Source organism: Neobacillus phoenicis, assembly GCF_047302305.1.
Classification (GTDB): Bacteria; Bacillota; Bacilli; order Bacillales; family Cytobacillaceae; genus Neobacillus.
Map to the genome: position 1 here is coordinate 227,588 of NZ_CP154847.1, position 17,238 is coordinate 244,825.

A 17,238-nucleotide genomic window follows, 5' to 3' on the forward strand; every position below is an offset into this window, starting at 1 on the left:
AGCTGTGACTTACCTATTTTTGTAAAAAAAAAGACCTCCTACGATTAAATCATCGTAAAAGGCCTTCCCCTGTTCTATTCTTCTATATCCACTGTCGGATAGTGCTTTAAAAAGTAAACCAATGATTGCAGTTCCACTGCCAAGTCAATATGGTGAACCCGAATCGACGCTGGTACATTTAACCGAGCGGGCGTAAAGTTCAAAATCCCTTTGACCTCTGCTTTTACAAGTCGGTCCGTTATCATTTGGGCAACAGGAGCAGGGACCGTCAAAATAGCCACCTGAATATCACTATTTTCTAATACCTTCTCCAAATCATCCATATGATGAACCGGAACTTCACGAATCATGGTTCCCATTTTTTCCGGGTCGACATCAAAAGCGACCTCGATCTTCGTGTTGTTATTTTTTAAAAAGTTATAATTTAAAAAGGCAGTCCCTAAATTACCAACCCCAATTAATGCAACCTTCGTTAATTCATCCTGATCCAGCGTTTTCCGGAAAAAGGTTAACAAATAGTTAACATTATAGCCATACCCCTTTTTACCTAATGCCCCAAAATAGGAAAAGTCACGGCGAATCGTTGCCGAGTCTACCTTTACCGCTTCACTTAACTCTGCAGATGAAACTCTTTGTTTGCCGGAAGTATGCAGGTTCTTTAAAAATCGATAATAGAGGGGCAGCCGTTTCGCTGTCGCCTGTGGTATTTTCATCGTTTCGTTACTCATATTCTCCCACACCCCATGAATGGTTTTTTAACTCTTATTTAACCTGTTCATTTCTTCTAAAATCACCGTTTTTACCGCCTGTTTTTTCCACTAAATAGGTTGGTCCAATAACCATCCCTTTATCAACTGCCTTACACATGTCATAAACGGTTAACGCACAAGCAGATGCAGCTGTGAGCGCTTCCATTTCCACACCTGTATTCCCCTTAGTTTTCACCGCTGCCTCAATATGTAATTGAAAGTTTCCTGTTTGATCCTCTTCCCATGCAAAAGAAATATTCACACCTGTCAGTGGAATGGGATGACACATTGGAATGAGATCCCATGTTTTTTTTGCCGCCATCACAGCAGCAACCTGGGCAACAGCTAATACATCGCCCTTTTTCATCTCATGATTGGTTATTTTATCAAAAATCTCTTTACTTACGGTTATGCTAGAATGAGCAAGAGCAGTACGTGCTGTTTCGGGCTTGTCACTGACATCGACCATCTTTGCTCTGCCTTCTTCATTAAAATGCGTAAATTCGGCCATATAAAAAATCCTCCTATCAAAAAATAATACACTATTTTTCCTTTTATGTGTGTGAAACTTTGAACGAATCACTAGATTTTTTATAAGAACAGCACCTAGAAGAGTCCGAGTTATTGCTGTCATTCCGCTTATACGGTACACTAGTCCTAAGTAATAGAGGTGAATAAAATGATTTTATTGCAAGTGAATCAATTACAAAAATATTATGGTGCTGACCTTATTTTATCGAATATAAAGCTAGAATTACAAACGAGAGACCGAGTGGCCCTTGTTGGCCGTAACGGTGCCGGAAAATCGACTTTATTAAAGATTATTGCCGGACATTTGTCTCATGATGGCGGCGAGATCATCAAACCAAAAGAAGTAACCATCGGGTATTTAGCCCAGAACACTGGATTAGAATCCAAATTGACCATTTGGGACGAAATGTTAACCGTATTTGAGCCACTTCAAATCATGGAAAAATCGCTCCGCAAACTGGAAGAACAAATGGCCGATCCTTCTGTGTTTGAAGACCCAAGCAAGTACGAACGGGTGCTGAAAGAATATGATACCCTTCAGGTAAAATTCAAGGAGCAGGGCGGATACCAGTTTGAAGCTGACATTCGTTCGGTTCTGCACGGTTTAAACTTCCAGGATCATTCTCTCATGATTGCTAGTTTAAGCGGTGGTCAAAAAACCCGGCTCGCCTTAGGGAAATTGCTGCTAACCAAACCTGATATATTAATATTGGACGAGCCTACCAACCATTTAGATATTGATACCCTTTCATGGCTGGAACAATATTTACAGGGCTACGATGGCGCGATTTTAATCGTCTCTCATGACCGCTACTTCTTAGATAAAGTCGTGAATCAGGTCTATGAAGTATCCCGCAAGCAAATCCAAAAGTTTCCGGGTAACTATAGTTCTTACCTTGAACAAAAAGCGGCCAATTATGAGCGAGATTTGAAGCTTTATGAAAAACAACAGCAAGAGGTTGCTAATTTACAGGATTTTATCCAACGGAATCTAGCGAGAGCCTCCACCACCAAACGAGCGCAAAGCCGTCGAAAAAAGCTGGAGAAAATGGACTTAATGGACCGGCCTCTTGGTGATGAAAAGTCTGCCACTTTCTCTTTTGAAATTGAAAGACAAACCGGGAATGATGTACTAACGGTCGATTCTCTTGCGGTGGGTTATGATGGAGAGAAGGTATCTGAGGCGATTTCGTTCCGGGCTTTTAAAGGGGAAAGTATTGCTCTTGTGGGCCCAAATGGAATTGGTAAGTCTACGCTTCTAAAAACGATTATTAAGAAGCTCCCTGCCCTTGCCGGCACCATCTATTATGGAACAAACCTTTCCATTGGCTATTACGATCAGGAACAGGCGGAATTAACCTCTAATAAGCGTGTATTAAATGAGCTTTGGGATGACTATCCGTTGAAAAGTGAAAAAGAAATCCGAACCGTTCTTGGAAACTTCTTATTCTCTGGTGACGATGTGTTAAAAATAGTCTCCACTCTTAGCGGCGGGGAGAAGGCTCGGTTAGCACTTGCCAAGCTGATGCTAGAAAAGGCCAATGTACTCATTCTTGACGAGCCAACAAACCACCTGGACCTTGATAGTAAGGAAGTCCTTGAGAATGCACTGATTGACTATCCTGGTACCATTTTGTTTGTATCCCATGACCGATATTTTATTAACCGGATTGCCACTAAGGTATTGGAATTAAGCAGACATGGCAGCATGGAGTATCTTGGGGATTATGATTATTATTTAGAAAAGAAGCTCGAGCAGGAAGAATTGGCTGCATTAGCCCTAGCGGAATCGGCTAAAAAGGCTGCGCAGGTTGAAGCTTTTGAAAAAAACTCTTATCAACAGGAGAAGGAAAGCAAAAAGCTAGAGCGCCAGCGCAAACGGAAATTAGAAGAAATCGAGTTACGGATTGAAGAGCTTGAGGAACAAATTCAGGATTACGAACAGCAGTTATGTGACCCAGAAGTGTTCCAAAATCACGAAAAAGTGCTGGAGATTAACATAAAAAGTGAAAAAGCGAAGGCGGAGCTTGAGCAATTAATGGAAGAGTGGGCTGAGCTGGCTGATTAATAGGAAAACCGGGCTGATGTGCCCGGTTTTTTATTATATTTTTTTCTGTCTTTGTGCTGGGGGGATTTTTTCTACATACTTTTGTTGTTTTTCTACACAAATCTGCGGTATTTCTACACACTTTCCGATTATTTCTACACACTTTCTTCATTTATCTACAATTTTGTAAAAAAACGCCCCTTTTTCCACAACCTTATCTACATTTTAAAGCCTACCATTTCAGTTACTCCACACACTTTTCCACATTATCCACAGTAATTACTGTTTTTATCCACATTATCAACAGTTTACCCTTGAGTTATCCACAACCCAAGGAGTTTTCAATCATTTTAAAAATTAATTATCCACAAGAAAACCCTTCCATGAAGGAAGGGTTACTCATTATTAATTATGCATTTCAATATCCAATCCCGGATTCGCATTTAGCGCTAGACCTGCTCTGATTCCTTTTTCAAACATGATGCTTCCTGCTGCAGCAATCATGGCTGCATTATCGGTGCACAAGGATAGCGGAGGAATGACTAATTCAATATCAGGTTGTTCAGCGAACGCCTTTTCTAGTGCATGTCTTAGCCCTTTATTAGCTGCCACCCCGCCTGCTACTAATACTTGCTTCACGCCATACTGGGCAACAGCCTTTTCTGTCTTTTTCACAAGTACATCAATGACACTCGCTTGGAAGCTTGCCGCTAGGTCTTCCGGTGCAATCGTTTCACCGCGCTGTTCCGCATTGTGGACCGTATTAATGACAGCCGACTTCAGGCCGCTAAAACTAAAGTCAAACGAGCCTTCTTCCAGCCAAGCCCTAGGCAAATCAATCGTTGGGCTTCCTTCCTGTGCTAAGCGATCAATATGCGGACCGCCTGGGTACGGCATATTTAACGTTCTTGCCACCTTATCATAGGCCTCTCCAGCTGCGTCATCTCTTGTTTCGCCAATTACTTCAAACTGACCGTGCTCTTTCATATAAACAAGCTCTGTATGGCCACCAGAAACCACAAGAGACAACAAAGGAAATTTCATTTCTGTTACCAGCCGGTTTGCATAGATATGTCCGGCAATATGGTGGACCGGTACAAGCGGCTTATTATGGGCAAACGCCAAAGCCTTTGCGGCATTTACACCAATTAATAGCGCACCCACCAATCCGGGACCTTCTGTGACAGCAATGGCATCCAAATCAGCAATTGTAAGGTTTGCCTGATTCAACGCTTCCTCCATCACGATGGTAATTTGCTCCACATGGTGACGGGAGGCAATTTCAGGTACTACCCCGCCAAACCGCTTGTGACTTTCTATTTGTGATGCCACGACATTGGCTGTAATCTCACGGCCGTTTTTAATAATCGCTACTGCTGTCTCATCACAGCTTGTTTCTATTGCTAAAATGTACTGATCTTTTTTCATAAATTCACCCACATTACTAATGCATCTTCTTGGTTATCTGAATAATAATTTTTTCGAATTCCGCCATTTTGAAACCCTAATTTCCGATAAAGGGATTGTGCAACATGATTCGTTACCCTTACTTCAAGCGTCATACTTCTAGCTCCTAACTCTCTAGCAATAGACATTAGCTTAGTCATTAATGCCTCTCCTAGCTTTTTTCCTCGATATCCAGGCATTATGGCCACGTTTGTCACGTGTGCTTCATCGATGACAACCCAGGTTCCACAATAACCAATGATCTGATTTTCTTCCTCAAGGACAATATAGACAGCGAATTTATTATTGTGTAGTTCATTATAAAATGCTTCCCTGCTCCAAGGCGTGGTAAAGGACGCATGCTCTACTTCAAGTACTTGGTCAATATCCTCTTCCCTCATATATCGAAAAACATAAGAATCTACCATATTTCTCTTTCCCTATCCATTTTTTATTTTCCCTTTTGCTTCAAGCCACTTCGTTTCCGCTTCTGCTAAACGTATATAATTTGGTACAAAAGAATGTAAATCGTCTCCTGCTCGGTCCTTTCCTAATAAAGCAAGTTCAGCTGGACGTGGGTTATGTTCTGTCATACTTGCAAAAATGGCTTTATGTCCCAAGACTTCTTCAATTTTAGCTTTATGAATCGGCAGGTCATTCCCTACAAATAAGATAGGCTTATCTGCAACTGATAACTGTTCCACCCAGCCATCTAGCATCACTAACTGATCCTGTTTCACCACTGTAAGCTTTCCGTCTACAAATTGATATAAGCCTGTATAGACTTGTCCTCTTCTAGCATCAAACAACGGGGACACCATGCCATCAAAGTATCGTCCAGTTCCTGCGGCTAAAATTTCTAAACTTGAAACACCCACAAGCGGAATCTTAAGAGTCCATGCTAGTGTTTTTGCAATCGTAACACCGATTCTTACTCCTGTATAAGACCCAGGTCCTTTAGCAACTACAATCTTCGTTAAATCTGCTGGCACCCGTTCACAATCACTCATTAAAGTTTCAATAGCCGGCATAATCCGAACAGAGTGATTCTTTTTTAAATTAGTAATGTATTCTCCTAATACTTGATTCTCTTCTAAAAGCGCTACTCCTAATGCATAGTTAGAAGTATCTATCGCCAAAACTGTCATTTGAAAATCTCCTTACATAGTTGCTCATATCTATTGCCCTTTGGCACAAATACCATTTTCCTTTGATCTTCCTCTCCACGATACAAGAAAATAGTTAATAATTCTTGTGGAAGCTGCTCCTCAATTAAATGAGCCCATTCCACTACAGTAACGCCATCACCTTCAAAGTATTCATCAAAACCAAGATCTTCAAAAGCATCCGCTACTCGATAGACATCCATATGATACAAAGGCAGCCTGCCATTATATTCTTTAATAATTGTAAAAGTAGGGCTGTTAACAGTTTTCTTAACGTCTAACCCTTTAGCAAGACCTTTGGTAAAGGTCGTTTTTCCGGCTCCTAAATCACCCTCAAGGGCGATCACATCCCCTGGCTGTAAAAGCTGAGCCATACGTTTGGCCAATGTAGAGGTTTCTTCAGAATTTGTAGTCTTCCATTCGAATTGGTTCATTCCATCACCTTTTACTTTCCTAGCAATCCTTTACTCTCATTTTACCTTATTTAAGTGCAAAAAAAACCTTAGGATCTCTCCTAAGGATGCTTTTCCATATGTAGTGTACATAATTATAACCCTATTGAGCAAAAAAACCTAATATAATGGCATAAAAAAAAGCCGAAACTTGGTTTCGCACTTGATTTTAGCATATATATGGCGGTCCGGACGGGACTCGAACCCGCGACCTCCTGCGTGACAGGCAGGCATTCTAACCAACTGAACTACCGGACCATATTGCGGGGACAGGATTTGAACCTGCGACCTTCGGGTTATGAGCCCGACGAGCTACCAGACTGCTCCACCCCGCGACGGTAAAATTTATTAATTTAAATAAAACAGCCTGGCAACGTCCTACTCTCACAGGGACTTTCGTCCCAACTACCATCGGCGCTGAGAAGCTTAACTTCCGTGTTCGGTATGGGAACGGGTGTGACCTTCTCGCCATAGTTACCAGACTATTTTGTTAGAGAGATCGTTCTCTCAAAACTAGATAATGCAGAAGAAGTGTTTGTAAAAAACGAGTTCGCTTAAAACTTGGTTAAGTCCTCGAACGATTAGTATCAGTCAGCTCCACATGTTACCACGCTTCCACCTCTGACCTATCAACCTGATCATCTTTCAGGGTTCTTACTAGCTTGACGCTATGGGAAATCTCATCTTGAGGGGGGCTTCATGCTTAGATGCTTTCAGCACTTATCCCGTCCGCACATAGCTACCCAGCGATGCCTTTGGCAAGACAACTGGTACACCAGCGGTGCGTCCATCCCGGTCCTCTCGTACTAAGGACAGCTCCTCTCAAATTTCCTGCGCCCACGACGGATAGGGACCGAACTGTCTCACGACGTTCTGAACCCAGCTCGCGTACCGCTTTAATGGGCGAACAGCCCAACCCTTGGGACCGACTACAGCCCCAGGATGCGATGAGCCGACATCGAGGTGCCAAACCTCCCCGTCGATGTGGACTCTTGGGGGAGATAAGCCTGTTATCCCCGGGGTAGCTTTTATCCGTTGAGCGATGGCCCTTCCATGCGGAACCACCGGATCACTAAGCCCGACTTTCGTCCCTGCTCGACTTGTAGGTCTCGCAGTCAAGCTCCCTTGTGCCTTTACACTCTACGAATGATTTCCAACCATTCTGAGGGAACCTTTGGGCGCCTCCGTTACTCTTTAGGAGGCGACCGCCCCAGTCAAACTGCCCACCTGACACTGTCTCCCACCCCGATAAGGGGTGCGGGTTAGAATTTCAATACAGCCAGGGTAGTATCCCACCGACGCCTCCACCGAAGCTAGCGCTCCGGTTTCTACGGCTCCTACCTATCCTGTACAAGCTGTACCAAAATTCAATATCAGGCTACAGTAAAGCTCCACGGGGTCTTTCCGTCCTGTCGCGGGTAACCTGCATCTTCACAGGTACTATAATTTCACCGAGTCTCTCGTTGAGACAGTGCCCAGATCGTTACGCCTTTCGTGCGGGTCGGAACTTACCCGACAAGGAATTTCGCTACCTTAGGACCGTTATAGTTACGGCCGCCGTTTACTGGGGCTTCGATTCAGAGCTTCGCTTGCGCTAACCCCTCCTCTTAACCTTCCAGCACCGGGCAGGCGTCAGCCCCTATACTTCGCCTTGCGGCTTCGCAGAGACCTGTGTTTTTGCTAAACAGTCGCCTGGGCCTATTCACTGCGGCTCTTCGAGGCTATTCACCTCAAAAAGCACCCCTTCTCCCGAAGTTACGGGGTCATTTTGCCGAGTTCCTTAACGAGAGTTCTCTCGCTCACCTTAGGATTCTCTCCTCGCCTACCTGTGTCGGTTTGCGGTACGGGCACCTTTTATCTCGCTAGAGGCTTTTCTTGGCAGTGTGGAATCAGGAACTTCGGTACTAAATTTCCCTCGCTATCACAGCTCAGCCTTTACGGAAAGCGGATTTTCCTACTTTCCAGCCTAACTGCTTAGACGCGCATATCCAACAGCGCGCTTACCCTATCCTCCTGCGTCCCCCCATCACTCAAACGATAAAGAGGTGGTACAGGAATATCAACCTGTTGTCCATCGCCTACGCCTTTCGGCCTCGGCTTAGGTCCCGACTAACCCTGAGCGGACGAGCCTTCCTCAGGAAACCTTAGGCATACGGTGGATGAGATTCTCACTCATCTTTCGCTACTCATACCGGCATTCTCACTTCTAAGCGCTCCACCAGTCCTTACGGTCTAGCTTCAACGCCCTTAGAACGCTCTCCTACCACTGACATCTAAGATGTCAATCCACAGCTTCGGTGTTACGTTTAGCCCCGGTACATTTTCGGCGCAGAGTCACTCGACCAGTGAGCTATTACGCACTCTTTAAATGGTGGCTGCTTCTAAGCCAACATCCTGGTTGTCTAAGCAACTCCACATCCTTTTCCACTTAACGTAAACTTTGGGACCTTAGCTGGTGGTCTGGGCTGTTTCCCTTTTGACTACGGATCTTATCACTCGCAGTCTGACTCCCACGGATAAGTCTTTGGCATTCGGAGTTTGTCTGAATTCGGTAACCCGATGAGGGCCCCTAGTCCAAACAGTGCTCTACCTCCAAGACTCTAACTACGTGAGGCTAGCCCTAAAGCTATTTCGGAGAGAACCAGCTATCTCCAAGTTCGATTGGAATTTCTCCGCTACCCACACCTCATCCCCGCACTTTTCAACGTGCGTGGGTTCGGGCCTCCATCCAGTGTTACCTGGACTTCACCCTGGACATGGGTAGATCACCTGGTTTCGGGTCTACGACCACATACTCATTCGCCCTATTCAGACTCGCTTTCGCTGCGGCTCCGTCTCTTCAACTTAACCTTGCATGGGATCGTAACTCGCCGGTTCATTCTACAAAAGGCACGCTATCACCCATTAACGGGCTCTAACTACTTGTAGGCACACGGTTTCAGGAACTATTTCACTCCCCTTCCGGGGTGCTTTTCACCTTTCCCTCACGGTACTGGTTCACTATCGGTCACTAGGGAGTATTTAGCCTTGGGAGATGGTCCTCCCTGCTTCCGACCGGATTTCACGTGTCCGGCCGTACTCAGGATCCACTCAGGAGGGAACGAAGTTTCGACTACAGGGTTTTTACCTTCTCTGACGGGCCTTTCCAGGCCGCTTCATCTACCCCGTTCCTTTGTAACTCCATGTTGAGTGTCCTACAACCCCAAGAGGCAAGCCTCTTGGTTTGGGCTATGTCCCGTTTCGCTCGCCGCTACTCAGGGAATCGCGTTTGCTTTCTCTTCCTCCGGGTACTTAGATGTTTCAGTTCCCCGGGTATGCCTTCAATACCCTATGTATTCAGGTAAAGATACTGTTCCATTACGAACAGTGGGTTCCCCCATTCGGAAATCTCCGGATCAAAGCTTACTTACAGCTCCCCGAAGCATATCGGTGTTAGTCCCGTCCTTCATCGGCTCCTAGTGCCAAGGCATTCACCGTGCGCCCTTTCTAACTTAACCTGAAAGGTTTGTTTCTCTAAATTAATAGAGAGAAAACTAAAATGGCGATTACTCGATGTTTTACTTGACTTCTTCATTACGATTATCTAGTTTTCAAAGAACGATGTTTTGAGAGAAAATTGCACTCTCAAAACTAAACAAACAAGAAACAATCAAACAAACATGTTTTGTCTGGCTCATATGTCCAGCTTATATCCTTAGAAAGGAGGTGATCCAGCCGCACCTTCCGATACGGCTACCTTGTTACGACTTCACCCCAATCATCTGTCCCACCTTAGGCGGCTGGCTCCTTACGGTTACCCCACCGACTTCGGGTGTTACAAACTCTCGTGGTGTGACGGGCGGTGTGTACAAGGCCCGGGAACGTATTCACCGCGGCATGCTGATCCGCGATTACTAGCGATTCCGGCTTCATGTAGGCGAGTTGCAGCCTACAATCCGAACTGAGAATGGTTTTATGGGATTGGCTAAACCTCGCGGTCTTGCAGCCCTTTGTACCATCCATTGTAGCACGTGTGTAGCCCAGGTCATAAGGGGCATGATGATTTGACGTCATCCCCACCTTCCTCCGGTTTGTCACCGGCAGTCACCTTAGAGTGCCCAACTGAATGCTGGCAACTAAGATCAAGGGTTGCGCTCGTTGCGGGACTTAACCCAACATCTCACGACACGAGCTGACGACAACCATGCACCACCTGTCACTCTGTCCCCCGAAGGGGAACGTCCTATCTCTAGGAGTGTCAGAGGATGTCAAGACCTGGTAAGGTTCTTCGCGTTGCTTCGAATTAAACCACATGCTCCACCGCTTGTGCGGGCCCCCGTCAATTCCTTTGAGTTTCAGCCTTGCGGCCGTACTCCCCAGGCGGAGTGCTTAATGCGTTAGCTGCAGCACTAAGGGGCGGAAACCCCCTAACACTTAGCACTCATCGTTTACGGCGTGGACTACCAGGGTATCTAATCCTGTTTGCTCCCCACGCTTTCGCGCCTCAGCGTCAGTTACAGACCAGAAAGCCGCCTTCGCCACTGGTGTTCCTCCACATCTCTACGCATTTCACCGCTACACGTGGAATTCCGCTTTCCTCTTCTGCACTCAAGTCCCCCAGTTTCCAATGACCCTCCACGGTTGAGCCGTGGGCTTTCACATCAGACTTAAAGGACCGCCTGCGCGCGCTTTACGCCCAATAATTCCGGACAACGCTTGCCACCTACGTATTACCGCGGCTGCTGGCACGTAGTTAGCCGTGGCTTTCTGGTTAGGTACCGTCAAGGTACCGGCAGTTACTCCGGTACTTGTTCTTCCCTAACAACAGAGCTTTACGACCCGAAGGCCTTCATCGCTCACGCGGCGTTGCTCCATCAGACTTTCGTCCATTGTGGAAGATTCCCTACTGCTGCCTCCCGTAGGAGTCTGGGCCGTGTCTCAGTCCCAGTGTGGCCGATCACCCTCTCAGGTCGGCTACGCATCGTCGCCTTGGTGAGCCGTTACCTCACCAACTAGCTAATGCGCCGCGGGCCCATCTGTAAGTGACAGCCGAAACCGTCTTTCAGCTTTTCCTCATGAGAGAAAAAGGATTATCCGGTATTAGCTCCGGTTTCCCGAAGTTATCCCAGTCTTACAGGCAGGTTGCCCACGTGTTACTCACCCGTCCGCCGCTAACCACCGAAGTGGTCCGCTCGACTTGCATGTATTAGGCACGCCGCCAGCGTTCGTCCTGAGCCAGGATCAAACTCTCCAAGAAAGTTGATTAGCTCATTTTGTTACGTTGGCTAGCTTCACTAAGAAGCTAAATATTATTGTTTGTTGACGTTTTTGTTTGTTTAGTTTTCAAAGAACAATTTTAGAATAAAAGTTGGAGCGGGTGATGGGAATCGAACCCACTACATCAGCTTGGAAGGCTGAGGTTTTACCAGTAAACTACACCCGCATATAATTAATAAAGTTGTTGAATGGTCGGGAAGACAGGATTCGAACCTGCGACCCCTTGGTCCCAAACCAAGTGCTCTACCAAGCTGAGCTACTTCCCGTAATAAGAATGGCGCGCCCGAAAGGAGTCGAACCCATAACCTTCTGATCCGTAGTCAGACGCTCTATCCAATTGAGCTACGGGCGCATCTTTTAAAATCAACTTTCAAAGTATATCATACTCAGTTTGGTTTGTCAATAAAGTTTTTGGTGCGGCCGAGAGGACTTGAACCTCCACGGGGTTGCCCCCACTAGGCCCTCAACCTAGCGCGTCTGCCATTCCGCCACGACCGCGTTATAATAGCGACAAAAACAATCATAACACGATAACTACTTTATTTCAAGAGGAAATGATTGGTTGGTGCGGGTGAAGGGAGTCGAACCCCCACGCCTTGCGGCGCCAGATCCTAAGTCTGGTGCGTCTGCCAATTCCGCCACACCCGCATATTTTAATAAATGGTGAGCCATGAAGGACTCGAACCTTCGACCCTCTGATTAAAAGTCAGATGCTCTACCAACTGAGCTAATGGCTCATACTAAGATGTTTCACTAATCTTTGATAGCCCTTAGTCAGATGCTCAAAAGAACTTCTATACCTGGTCAATAAAAGAAAAATGGCTGGGCTAGCTGGATTTGAACCAACGCATGTCGCAGTCAAAGTGCGATGCCTTACCGCTTGGCTATAGCCCAATATTATAAAAAGTAACTATAAAGATTAAGAAACAGGAAATGAGTTTAATGTCACTCCCCGTCCCTGATGACCCTTACGGGATTCGAACCCGTGTTACCGCCGTGAAAGGGCGGTGTCTTAACCGCTTGACCAAAGGGCCGTATAAATTATTATGGCGGAGAAGGAGGGATTTGAACCCTCGCGCCGGTTACCCGACCTACACCCTTAGCAGGGGCGCCTCTTCAGCCTCTTGAGTACTTCCCCATAATGGCTCCGCAGGTAGGACTCGAACCTACGACCGATCGGTTAACAGCCGATAGCTCTACCACTGAGCTACTGCGGAATAATGTATATTTCGTTTCAACAAGGCGATCGCCCTGTCGACTCTTTACATTATAATGACGGTTTAACAGAAAGTCAACATAGTTTTTAGATAAAATTCAATTCCAGATTTTTCACTTTAACCTACTATAATTTCCTTAGTTTTCACAAGCTTACCTCGGCATTTACCACATACATATCTACTGGTATTAATACTTCTCTTTCTCGTATAGGTGAGTTGGCAATTGGAGCACTGATATATTAGAAGCTTTTTCACTGAACGCTTTACCTTTTTATCCGGGAGTTGAGAACAAAATCGAGGAGCTTTTACTTTTTTCAACAATGCCTTAAAGTCCGAATCTTTATGTTGGTAGCCTTTCCCCTCAATATGGAGATGATAATGACAAAGTTCATGTTTAATTATGCCGACTAGCTCATCTTCTCCTAACTGATCTAAGTATTTTCTATTGATTTCTATATTATGTGTCCCTAGAAGATATCTTCCTCCTGTAGAACGTAATCTTGGGTTAAAGGTTGCTCGGTGACAAAAAGGTTTTCCAAATGACTCACTAGAAATCTTTTCGACTAATATTTGCAATTCCTGCTCGGTCATTTTACCTTTCACCCCTTTTTTCGCGAACGTGACAACCTATTATAGCATATATTGTTTATACCATTATTGGTGACGAACTTTTCGGGAGGTTTTCATTATGCCAACTTGGTTGCAAAACCAAATGAAAAGGGCTTTCTATGAGAAGGACCGCTACCAGATCAAACTCTTAAACCAGTGCTGGTTTTTTTACAGAAAAAAACACTGCTCGTAAAAAAGCAGTGTTTTCTTTTTATAATGTTTTCGGATTTGTTATTGAGGGTGTTAGTCTTATCTCAAATTAGTTGTCTACTACGTGACTCAAATTGGCTCAAAACCCTTTTCTAGTAACGTAGAGCCAACCTTTGTTACCCAATTCCGCTCTAAAACATATGGCCGGTCACGTAGAAGCACTCTACGTGACCCAATTCCTTTCCAAACCCTTTTCAAAGGCACGTAGAACCGCCATACGTTACCAACACCCATTTCAAAAGAGTAAAAAGATAACTTAGAACCGCAAATCAAACTAGATTACCTAACTATTTTGACGGCGCTAGCATCGTTAACGCGACCCTGCCCTTTTTCATATCAACAGAATCCACCCACACCGTCACTACATCACCAACAGAAACAATATCTAGCGGATGCTTGACAAAGCGGTTACTAAGCTTAGAAATATGAACTAAACCGTCTTGTTTCACACCGATATCTACAAAAGCACCAAAGTCGACGACATTTCGAACTGTCCCCTGAAGCTCCATTCCCGCCTTCAAGTCTTCGAGCTTTAACACGTCTTTTTTCAGTAGTGGTCTTGGTAAATCGTCGCGCGGATCACGTTCCGGTCTGACTAAAGCATCAATAATATCCTTTAGGGTTAACTCACCAATCGATAACTCTTCAGAAACAGACTTTAGATCAAGTCCGCTTAGCGCCACTTTTAATGCTTCCGTTCCTAAATCATCTGTTGTAAAGCCCAACTTGGACAATAACTTCTTAACCTCATCATAGTTCTCCGGATGAATACCCGTACGGTCTAGCGGCTGTTTCCCGTCTAATACCCGTAAGAAGCCAATCGCTTGCTCATATGTTTTCGCACCTAAACGAGGGACTTTCTTCAATTGAACCCTGCTGGTGAATTTCCCTTCCTCTTCACGCTTCTTAACAATATTGTTGGCAGCCGTTTTATTAAGACCTGCCACATACTGCAGCAAGGAGGAAGAAGCCGTATTTACATTTACACCTACACGGTTTACTGCTGTCTCAACGACAAAATGGAGTGATTCGGATAAACGTTTTTGCGTTACGTCATGCTGGTACTGACCAACACCCACTGATTTCGGGTCAATCTTCACCAATTCGGCAAGCGGATCCTGCAAACGTCTTGCAATAGAAACAGCACTTCTTTCTTCAACCTGGAAATTAGGAAACTCTTCTCTAGCAATGTCAGAGGCAGAGTACACACTAGCACCCGCTTCATTCACAATTAAATAAAAGATTTCCTCATCCATCTCTTTTAATATATCAGCAACGAACTGTTCCGTTTCCCTTGAAGCTGTTCCATTTCCGATTGCAGCCATTTCTACCTTATACTCACGAAGAATAGAAATAAACTTTTCACGTGCTTCTTTTGTTTTCGAAACCGGTGGATGCGGATAAATCACATCAATCTTTAATACTTTACCCGTTTCATCAACGACTGCTAATTTACAACCTGTCCGGTAAGCAGGGTCGACACCGATAACCACTTTTCCTTTTAACGGCGGCTGCAATAATAGATTCCTTAAGTTTTCAGAGAAAATATGTATGGCTTGTTCTTCCCCTTTTTCAGTTAACTCGCTACGAATTTCGCGTTCAATCGATGGTTGAATAAGTCTCTTATAACTATCTTCAATCGCCTCTACTACCACCTGTGCTGCTGGAGAGTGTTGATTACGAATCCATTTTCTTGAAAGGTAGGTCAAGATTAAACCGACATTCATTTTGATTGATACCTTCAAAATATCTTCCTTCTCCCCTCGATTCAAAGCAAGCGTGCGGTGAGGAACAATTTTATTAACTGGTTCTTCATATTCATAGTACATTTCGTACACGTTTTTCTCGTCTTTTTCCGCATCTTTTACAACTGAGGCAACGGTACCAGATTTGAACGTCTCTTTGCGAATCCATTTGCGGCATTCCGCATCATCTGAAACCATTTCTGCAATGATGTCTTTCGCACCAGCAATTGCCTCTTCAATTGTGAGGACTTGTTTTTCCTCGGATAAGAATTCCTTGGCTTTTGCCTCGATACTCTCTTTTGGAAAAGTCATCAACCATTCTGCGAAAGGCTCTAATCCTTTTTCTTTCGCAACAGTCGCTTTTGTTCGTCTTTTTTGTTTATAAGGACGGTATAAATCTTCCACTTCTTGAAGCTTCTCAGCCTTGGTAATGGCTTGGCTGAGCTCGTCCGTTAGTTTGCCTTGTTCCGCAATTATTCGAAGGACCTCTTCTTTTCTTTGCTCAAGATTCTGTATGTATTGCCATCTCTCCAAAATATTACGGATTTGAACTTCATCAAGAGCTCCTGTCATTTCCTTGCGGTAACGAGCGATAAAGGGAACGGTGTTACCTTCTTCTAGTAATGAAATGACACTCTTCACTTGTTTATACGAAATTGCTTGTTCAGCAGCGATTTTTCCTAGTAATTGATCATCTTTTACAACTGTATCATTCACAAAACAATCCTCCATTTTCGTAAAATGTATCAAGTGTGTTATTGCTTTCCTTACATATTGTACCAAAATTCAGGTTGCGTTTCATTAAAGCTACCAAAAGCAGTTGTTAAAAAAAGGCTTTGTTAAAACAAGTCTGTTGATTTCTGCTCCAGGCACGAGCGGTTCGCGGGCGGTCGGGGAGCCTCCTCGTCGCTTTGCTCCTGCGGGGTGTCCCCTGACACGCTTTTCCCGCAGGAGTCTACGCGCCTTCCGCTCCAATCAACAGAGTGCCCAAAATCTATAACTTGATATAACAAAACCAAAAAAAGAAAAGCAAGCTGGCGTAGCTTGCTTTAGGCAGAATTATAATATGAGGTCAGGATATGTATGAAAAAACGCTCTTTTAAAAAAGAGCGTGCTTTAAAACTAAAATTCGATGAGACCTAAGCTTACCTGCAAGGCTTCATCCACTTTCTCCATCATTTCGTCATCGAGATGGGTAATTTTATCGGTTAACCGCTGCTTATCAATTGTACGAATCTGCTCTAACAGAATGACCGAATCTCGTTCAAATCCGTAGCGCTTCGCATCAATTTCTACATGAGTAGGAAGCTTAGCTTTTTGAATTTGAGCTGTAATCGCTGCAACAATTACTGTGGGACTAAACCGATTCCCGATGTCGTTTTGGATGACAAGTACTGGTCGGACGCCGCCTTGTTCAGAACCAACAACTGGGGATAGGTCCGCGAAATAAACGTCACCACGCTTGACAATCAAAGGATTATCCTCCGCTTACAAGACGTTCAACTGTGTGTTCTGCCTCATATTCTGCTTGAAATGCTTCTGACGCAATTCTTAAATTAATTTTAGCCATTTCCATGTATCCACGTCTCATGGACTCGCGAATTTGTCTCTTTTTACGTTCGCGTAGATACATTTTTGTTGCCTGGTAGATAAACTCGCTTCGGTTCACATTTTCTTGCTTAACGAAACCATCTAATTCCGTTAAAAGATGTTGCGGTAATTTCACCAAGATTTCCGTAGTTGCGCCGGATTCAGACACAAACATACACCTCCACCATCACTACACACCAATATAATTTATCTGTACCAT

Annotated in this window: 12 protein-coding genes, 12 tRNA genes and 3 rRNA genes; 2 read left to right on the top strand and 25 right to left on the bottom strand. The window is 44.6% G+C overall.

The window, feature by feature from the left end:
- Positions 1-74 precede the first annotated feature (74 nt).
- Positions 75-728, bottom strand: a complete 654-nt coding sequence (locus AA0X95_RS01055; protein WP_413304462.1) for a redox-sensing transcriptional repressor Rex — start codon at positions 726-728, stop codon at positions 75-77.
- A gap of 34 nt (positions 729-762) precedes the next feature.
- The gene (gene moaC, locus AA0X95_RS01060) at positions 763-1,260 is read right to left on the bottom strand and encodes a cyclic pyranopterin monophosphate synthase MoaC (RefSeq protein ID WP_335533894.1); all 498 of its coding nucleotides are present in this window, start codon (positions 1,258-1,260) and stop codon (positions 763-765) included.
- A gap of 168 nt (positions 1,261-1,428) precedes the next feature.
- Here moaC and AA0X95_RS01065 point away from each other — a divergent pair, with 168 nt between their 5' ends.
- On the top strand, positions 1,429-3,348 hold the full coding sequence (locus AA0X95_RS01065) for an ABC-F family ATP-binding cassette domain-containing protein (protein WP_413304467.1): 1,920 nt from the start codon (positions 1,429-1,431) through the stop codon (positions 3,346-3,348).
- 384 nt (positions 3,349-3,732) lie between these two features.
- Here AA0X95_RS01065 and tsaD read toward each other — a convergent pair whose 3' ends face one another.
- The 20 genes from tsaD to AA0X95_RS01165 all read right to left on the bottom strand — a co-directional run bounded on the left by tsaD (position 3,733) and on the right by AA0X95_RS01165 (position 13,455).
- Positions 3,733-4,755, bottom strand: coding sequence for a tRNA (adenosine(37)-N6)-threonylcarbamoyltransferase complex transferase subunit TsaD (tsaD, locus tag AA0X95_RS01070; protein WP_413304470.1), 1,023 nt, complete (start codon positions 4,753-4,755; stop codon positions 3,733-3,735).
- Positions 4,752-5,201: a ribosomal protein S18-alanine N-acetyltransferase gene (gene rimI / locus AA0X95_RS01075; protein ID WP_413304473.1), complete on the bottom strand. Its 450-nt coding sequence runs from the start codon at positions 5,199-5,201 to the stop codon at positions 4,752-4,754. The genes tsaD and rimI overlap by 4 nt, the downstream gene beginning before the upstream one ends.
- A 12-nt stretch (positions 5,202-5,213) precedes the next feature.
- Complete coding sequence (gene tsaB / locus AA0X95_RS01080; RefSeq protein ID WP_413304476.1) at positions 5,214-5,921, bottom strand: tRNA (adenosine(37)-N6)-threonylcarbamoyltransferase complex dimerization subunit type 1 TsaB; 708 nt, start codon at positions 5,919-5,921, stop codon at positions 5,214-5,216.
- Positions 5,918-6,373, bottom strand: coding sequence for a tRNA (adenosine(37)-N6)-threonylcarbamoyltransferase complex ATPase subunit type 1 TsaE (gene tsaE / locus AA0X95_RS01085; RefSeq protein WP_413304478.1), 456 nt, complete (start codon positions 6,371-6,373; stop codon positions 5,918-5,920). The genes tsaB and tsaE overlap by 4 nt, the downstream gene beginning before the upstream one ends.
- Positions 6,374-6,572: 199 nt before the next feature.
- Positions 6,573-6,649: transfer RNA gene (locus AA0X95_RS01090), tRNA-Asp, on the bottom strand.
- A 3-nt stretch (positions 6,650-6,652) separates the two neighbouring features.
- Positions 6,653-6,726 (bottom strand) — tRNA-Met (locus tag AA0X95_RS01095).
- Between the two features lie 30 nt (positions 6,727-6,756).
- Positions 6,757-6,873 (bottom strand): 5S ribosomal RNA (gene rrf / locus AA0X95_RS01100).
- Between the two features lie 79 nt (positions 6,874-6,952).
- Positions 6,953-9,888: ribosomal RNA gene (locus tag AA0X95_RS01105) — 23S ribosomal RNA — on the bottom strand.
- 201 nt (positions 9,889-10,089) lie between these two features.
- Positions 10,090-11,627: ribosomal RNA gene (locus AA0X95_RS01110) — 16S ribosomal RNA — on the bottom strand.
- The 16S, 23S and 5S rRNA genes sit together here with 12 tRNA genes alongside, the layout of an rRNA operon.
- Positions 11,628-11,739: 112 nt before the next feature.
- A tRNA-Gly gene (locus AA0X95_RS01115) sits at positions 11,740-11,813 on the bottom strand.
- A gap of 23 nt (positions 11,814-11,836) precedes the next feature.
- A tRNA-Pro gene (locus AA0X95_RS01120) sits at positions 11,837-11,913 on the bottom strand.
- Between the two features lie 9 nt (positions 11,914-11,922).
- Positions 11,923-11,999 (bottom strand) — tRNA-Arg (locus tag AA0X95_RS01125).
- Positions 12,000-12,059: 60 nt separating this feature from the next.
- Positions 12,060-12,145, bottom strand: a tRNA-Leu gene (locus AA0X95_RS01130).
- A 65-nt stretch (positions 12,146-12,210) separates the two neighbouring features.
- Positions 12,211-12,295, bottom strand: a tRNA-Leu gene (locus AA0X95_RS01135).
- A gap of 13 nt (positions 12,296-12,308) precedes the next feature.
- Positions 12,309-12,384 (bottom strand) — tRNA-Lys (locus tag AA0X95_RS01140).
- A gap of 82 nt (positions 12,385-12,466) precedes the next feature.
- Positions 12,467-12,541, bottom strand: a tRNA-Gln gene (locus AA0X95_RS01145).
- A 68-nt stretch (positions 12,542-12,609) separates the two neighbouring features.
- Positions 12,610-12,681: transfer RNA gene (locus tag AA0X95_RS01150), tRNA-Glu, on the bottom strand.
- 13 nt (positions 12,682-12,694) lie between these two features.
- Positions 12,695-12,785: transfer RNA gene (locus AA0X95_RS01155), tRNA-Ser, on the bottom strand.
- Between the two features lie 4 nt (positions 12,786-12,789).
- Positions 12,790-12,864: transfer RNA gene (locus tag AA0X95_RS01160), tRNA-Asn, on the bottom strand.
- 117 nt (positions 12,865-12,981) lie between these two features.
- On the bottom strand, positions 12,982-13,455 hold the full coding sequence (locus tag AA0X95_RS01165; RefSeq protein ID WP_413304481.1) for a SprT family protein: 474 nt from the start codon (positions 13,453-13,455) through the stop codon (positions 12,982-12,984).
- A gap of 97 nt (positions 13,456-13,552) precedes the next feature.
- Here AA0X95_RS01165 and cmpA point away from each other — a divergent pair, with 97 nt between their 5' ends.
- The gene (gene cmpA / locus AA0X95_RS01170) at positions 13,553-13,666 is read left to right on the top strand and encodes a cortex morphogenetic protein CmpA (RefSeq protein ID WP_007083554.1); all 114 of its coding nucleotides are present in this window, start codon (positions 13,553-13,555) and stop codon (positions 13,664-13,666) included.
- 304 nt (positions 13,667-13,970) lie between these two features.
- Here the strand turns inward: cmpA and AA0X95_RS01175 are convergent, their stop codons facing one another.
- The 3 genes from AA0X95_RS01175 to AA0X95_RS01185 all read right to left on the bottom strand — a co-directional run bounded on the left by AA0X95_RS01175 (position 13,971) and on the right by AA0X95_RS01185 (position 17,187).
- Complete coding sequence (locus AA0X95_RS01175) at positions 13,971-16,145, bottom strand: Tex family protein (protein ID WP_413304484.1); 2,175 nt, start codon at positions 16,143-16,145, stop codon at positions 13,971-13,973.
- A 405-nt stretch (positions 16,146-16,550) separates the two neighbouring features.
- Entirely contained in the window at positions 16,551-16,901 is a 351-nt protein-coding gene (ndoA, locus tag AA0X95_RS01180; protein WP_007083556.1) for a type II toxin-antitoxin system endoribonuclease NdoA, read from the bottom strand.
- Positions 16,902-16,905: 4 nt separating this feature from the next.
- Positions 16,906-17,187: a CopG family ribbon-helix-helix protein gene (locus AA0X95_RS01185; protein ID WP_071354167.1), complete on the bottom strand. Its 282-nt coding sequence runs from the start codon at positions 17,185-17,187 to the stop codon at positions 16,906-16,908.
- Positions 17,188-17,238: the final 51 nt, after the last annotated feature.